Source organism: Shewanella sp. SG41-4 (assembly GCF_014164505.1).
Lineage (GTDB): Bacteria > Pseudomonadota > Gammaproteobacteria > Enterobacterales > Shewanellaceae > Shewanella.
On record NZ_JACJFI010000270.1, the window covers coordinates 1 to 5067 of the forward strand.

6 protein-coding genes are annotated in these 5067 nt (G+C 39.9%); 4 read left to right on the forward strand and 2 right to left on the reverse strand.

Annotation, left to right across the window (positions count from 1 at the left end; translation table 11 throughout):
• Window positions 1-51 precede the first annotated feature (51 nt).
• Window positions 52-867 carry a bifunctional DNA-formamidopyrimidine glycosylase/DNA-(apurinic or apyrimidinic site) lyase gene (gene mutM, locus H5202_RS17790; protein WP_182773246.1) on the forward strand — a complete coding sequence of 272 codons (816 nt, stop codon included), beginning with the start codon at window positions 52-54 and terminating at the stop codon, window positions 865-867.
• A 105-nt stretch (window positions 868-972) separates the two neighbouring features.
• Here the strand turns inward: mutM and H5202_RS17795 are convergent, their stop codons facing one another.
• A complete protein-coding gene (locus tag H5202_RS17795) occupies window positions 973-2460 on the reverse strand; it encodes a capsule assembly Wzi family protein (protein ID WP_182773247.1) in 1488 nt (495 codons plus the stop codon).
• 4 nt (window positions 2461-2464) lie between these two features.
• Window positions 2465-2971 carry a pantetheine-phosphate adenylyltransferase gene (gene coaD, locus H5202_RS17800; protein WP_124729006.1) on the reverse strand — a complete coding sequence of 169 codons (507 nt, stop codon included), beginning with the start codon at window positions 2969-2971 and terminating at the stop codon, window positions 2465-2467.
• A gap of 212 nt (window positions 2972-3183) precedes the next feature.
• On the opposite strand from coaD, the gene H5202_RS17805 reads away from it, so the two are divergent.
• The 3 genes from H5202_RS17805 to H5202_RS17815 all read left to right on the forward strand — a co-directional run.
• Window positions 3184-3486: a hypothetical protein gene (locus tag H5202_RS17805; protein WP_182773248.1), complete on the forward strand. Its 303-nt coding sequence runs from the start codon at window positions 3184-3186 to the stop codon at window positions 3484-3486.
• A 92-nt stretch (window positions 3487-3578) separates the two neighbouring features.
• The gene (locus H5202_RS17810; RefSeq protein WP_182773249.1) at window positions 3579-4298 is read left to right on the forward strand and encodes a YjbF family lipoprotein; all 720 of its coding nucleotides are present in this window, start codon (window positions 3579-3581) and stop codon (window positions 4296-4298) included.
• Window positions 4295-5067: capsule biosynthesis GfcC family protein (locus H5202_RS17815; RefSeq protein ID WP_182773250.1), on the forward strand; the 773-nt coding region annotated here is incomplete at its 3' end. The genes H5202_RS17810 and H5202_RS17815, both read left to right, overlap by 4 nt.

Consider the following 5067-nt stretch of genomic DNA (forward strand, 5'->3'; position numbering starts at 1 on the left):
GGGTTACAACCTATATTAGCCATACCTCCTCAATCAAAATAATGAGTCATTATGCCCGAATTACCAGAAGTTGAAGTAACCCGCCTAGGGATCAGTCCATACCTTATTGAACAAACGGTAAGTGAATTGATTGTGCGCAATGCCTCGCTTCGTTGGCCTGTGCCAGCTATTGCGCAAAATATTGTTGGGCAGCGTATTACCAATGTCCGCAGGCGAGCAAAATACTTACTCATTGATACCGATGCTGGCATGACAATAGTGCATCTAGGCATGTCAGGCAGTTTGCGTATTTTACCGCGTAATACTCCAGTCGAAAAACATGACCATATTGATTTAGTTCTCGAAAATGGCCGCATGTTACGTTTTAACGATCCACGTCGCTTTGGCGCTTGGTTATGGTACGAATTACCTGAAGAAGCCCATCCTCTGCTATCAAAGCTTGGCCCTGAACCACTAAGCCCTCATTTCACGCCATTACAATTACAAGCAGCACTTGCAGGCAAGAAAAAGGCGATTAAACTGTGCTTAATGGATAATCACATCGTGGTTGGAGCCGGTAATATTTACGCCAACGAAGCTTTATTTGCTGCAGGGATCCACCCCGAAGCTGCGGCGGGAAGCATTGATTTAGAACGGTTAACGATTCTAGTCAGCGAGGTTAAGCAAATTTTGGCTCACGCCATTGAACAAGGTGGAACAACATTAAAAGACTTTACGAATGCCGATGGTAAGCCAGGTTATTTTGCCCAAAAACTGCATGTTTATGGTCGTGGCGGCGAAATCTGTACAGCCTGTGGCAATTTATTAAGTGAGATAAAACTGGGCCAACGTACCACGGTTTTTTGTGGTTTATGCCAACAGCGTTAGTCGGATAAATAACGCCTAAATTACATTTCAATTTACGCATAAAAAAGGGAGCCATTGGGCTCCCTCATATCATCAACCTCAACTCGGGTTAATCAACAATAACGCTTAAAACTTATATTCGTAAGTCGAAAAAACCGTACCTTGAGTGTCATCGTCTTGCACTTCAAACTCCGAATTAGCCACACTGCCACCTAAGGTCAACATGCCGTTAAACATCGGTAACCGATACGACAACTCAAGCATCATGATATCTTCTTTTAACGGCTGTGGAGCCCATATACCGACGCGATTAGCACCGTCTTTATTCAGTTGAGCGTAACGGAGTATTGAGGTAAAACCATGACTATTATCGAACTGACCAATTAACCCTAAAGCATAAACATTGGCATCACTGTCATAGGTACTACCAAACGCACGACCATAGTAACGCGAGCCACTTTGGTAAGTATCATGTTCATAAAAACAGTTAAACTGAGAGTTTTGATCACAATTAACCTTAGTGTCGGAATACTCGATAAAAAACTTATATTGCTGCTTTGAAATACTAAATCGACTATCCATACCAAGCATTTGGCCGCAATCACTCATACTAGTGGCACCGCCGGATGCATTTTCACAAGTTTGCTCTACATACAAACCAAGCGGAATACCGAACCAAATATCACTGTAGCGCACGTCAAAACCAGTCATTTGATTGGTATTACTAATACACTCTTCACCATCTTGGCAATCTTGTGGATTTGTAATTGATTCAAACGCACTATCAAAGCTGCATTCTTGGTCTTCTCCACAAAACATCGTTGTCCAAGATAAGCCAATTTCAAGCTGCTTTAACGGTTTAATCGAACCTCGCAGAGACCATAACAACGCATTTGGAGCATATCTTTCTTGTTCGGTCATACTCACACCTGCTGTCACTGTCCACGCACCTAACCAAGAGAGTAAAGGTGTTTCAAATGCTTGCGGATTATGTCTACTTAAGGTTAAAGATTGCATCGGTCTTGCGTTAGTAGACATATGCAAAGAGGAATCGAATCCAGGCCCCCACCATTGAGCAGCTGCACCAAACGTTGCAACCCAGTTGCCTAATATTAGCGCGATGTAATTATCATCAAAACGCACATTTTCATTATCACTAGGATCATAATTTGCTGATGCTGAAAGTTTATAAGCAAAACGCTCACCAGTGTATTCGTGTGAGCCTTGTAACTGGCCTTTTTCACGATAGTCGGAACCAAAATGTTGGAAACGTGCTGAATCTGATGCTGCAGCCACTTTAATACTGGTGTTGCCACGATTACCAACAGCATTTTGATAGTAAAAATTAACTCGAGCGAAAGCATCAACTAAATCAGGCGTTACCAACCCGGGCTCAGCTTTAACCAAATCAGCTCCAATACCGAACCACATTAATGGAAAGGTATTAATTGGCGCATTGATCACCCCAGCATCCGCTAATGCTTGAATATCTGCTCGCAAATAAATATCTGAAGTGTCAACCCATGGTGCAGCCTGAGCAGCATTCGTATAGATGAACATAGCGCTTAACCCTAATGCAGCGGTTAGCTTTGTGAAGCGAAATCCCTTTGCCATAAAATTACTGACCTTTTTTTTCGGCTTTAATTTGTGCCACTTTCTGCTTTAATGCCATTGCTATGAGTGGATGAACAAATTGACTCACATCCCCCCCATGTAATGCGACTTCTTTCACTAACGTAGACGAAATAAATGAATTCTCTTCGGCTGGTGTCAAAAACACACTTTCAAGATCTGGGCTTAAACGACGATTCATGTTGGCTAACTGAAATTCATATTCGAAATCCGACACAGCACGTAGTCCACGCACTAATACACTCGCATGTTGTTCTTTGGCAAAGTCGACGAGTAATCCAGTAAAACCAACCACTTCTACATTTTTTAAATGTGCAGTAACAAGGTTAACTTGTTCGACGCGTTCTTCAAGGCTAAATCGTGGTTGTTTTGACGGATTAGAGGCAATACCAATGATCACATGTTTGAATAAGCGCGCAGCGCGCTCAATTAAATCGGCATGACCATTAGTAACTGGATCAAAAGTGCCAGGATAAATTGCTCTTCTATGCATAAAATAAGGCCATGGTGATGAATTTATCGTGATTTTAGCAGCTCATTGATGCTCAACCCACTTGTAATCGAGAATTAATTAAACAATTTTTGTAAAAAATCATAAAATCGTGTAGATTAGCGAATCGATCTCGCTGGATGTTTATTAAGCAATTGTATCGAATTATATATGGAAGTGAATCGATTATATGCTAATCTTCCATTTAGGTGTATTTGAATATTTTATGGGAAGACTTTGAGATGAAAAAATCAGCTATCGCTATTGCGTTAACATCAGCTTTATTAATGATCGGTTCTGCTTATGCTGAAGGAACTGGTGACACTCAGCCAACAGATGGCTCTTCTATTGTTAGCGGTCCAGTTGTTGCAGCTGCTGCTATTACAGTTGCTGTTATAGCAACTGCAGTCAATGACAGCAATGAAGAAAGTGGTAACAACACAGGCACAGGAACTGGTACTACAACAACTAGTACTGGTACTGGTACTGGAACGACTACGACTTCAGTTACAAACTAAATTCGTAAGACTATAAAAAAAGCACATTTTTAATGTGCTTTTTTATTTTCTTTTTTTTGCCGTTACTTTGAAGCTTAAGGAATTGAGCTCGTATGTCTTCAATTTTCAATAACAAAAATCTACTCACCTTGTTTTTCTTTTTAGCCCTTACCGGATGCAGTAATACCTTTGTGCAAATTGGCGGCATGCTTAAAGAAAGCATTGTTGGTCTTCCTGATGATAATATTTCTGCAAATGAAATTGAAAACAGTCCATATTCAAGTGTTTATGTCAAAATAAATGACTCTCATCAAGCTTATGTACTCTTAGCTTTGGCTGAAGCACCACAAACTATGCCTGCAACAATAATCACAACTCAAAATGTAGAGTTAAAGTGGATATCATCAGATGCCGGTATGTTGGTTACTCGTAATGGTCGTTTACTGAAAACGGTAAACCTATTTGAAGGTAATCGTATCAACATTGACAGTAATCAAACTGATCCTGTTGCATTAGGGCTTCATCTTGCCAGCACGCCTATAAAATGGCAAAGCACCATTGACTGGCAACCCGGTTACCATGTCAGCTATCAACAGCTATCTACGTTTAGCTTTGTTACAGATGAAACACTTACCATTAATGATAAACCCATTACTCTCAAAAAGTTTAATGAGCATGTTATCGTTCCTGATATAGATATTGAATACGACAATCAATTTTGGATCGACCCCTCGAACGGGCAAGTCATCAAAAGCCATCAAAAAATCGCCCCTAATTTAGCATACATTGATATAACCGTGCTGAAACCTTATGAATTTAAGGACGTAAAATGAAACTATTAATTCAATTATGTTCAGTGGTGGTATTAATACTCTGTTCACAACATATCAACGCTGAAACAGTCATTACAGTGAGTCAATCTAACTCTGCTAAACAACCGGTATCATTACAATATAAACAATCACCTCGTTTAGTTCAGGTCATAAAAGACAGCCTCGAAAATAGTGCCCCGTTAGCAACCCAACATAAGTCATTAGCCATTTACTGGTTAGCAGCTGGGCTATATGACTATTCAACAGAAGCGGAGTTTCAGCAGAAACAGCAACAAATTATTCATTTGCTCAAAACTCAATACGACGATATGGAAACGCCTCAAAATATTAAGGCGTTAAAAACACTATCGGCATGGTTCACCGCTAATCAGTTTATGAAACGTGAACTTATTCTACTTGATTACGATTCAATTAGACTAAAAGATGAGTTAAACCCACTTTTAACAGGCCGCTATTTACTGACTTTACCAAGTAAACCAGAAAATGTGTTGGTACTTGGAGCTGTAGAACAAAATGGTTCTCAACCCTTTATTGTCAGACAAGGCGCTACTGAGTATCTTAACAATGCAATACCGTTAGATGACTCAGAAAGTAGCTACGCTTGGCTTATTCAACCTGATGGCAAATTGGAACATTATCCTATTGCTTATTGGAATCAACATCATATTGATATCGCACCAGGTGCCATTATCTATCTTGATTTTCAAGGTGTTAGAGATAATGAACAACAGTTGAATCAGCAAATTCTCGAATTATTAAGACATTGGAT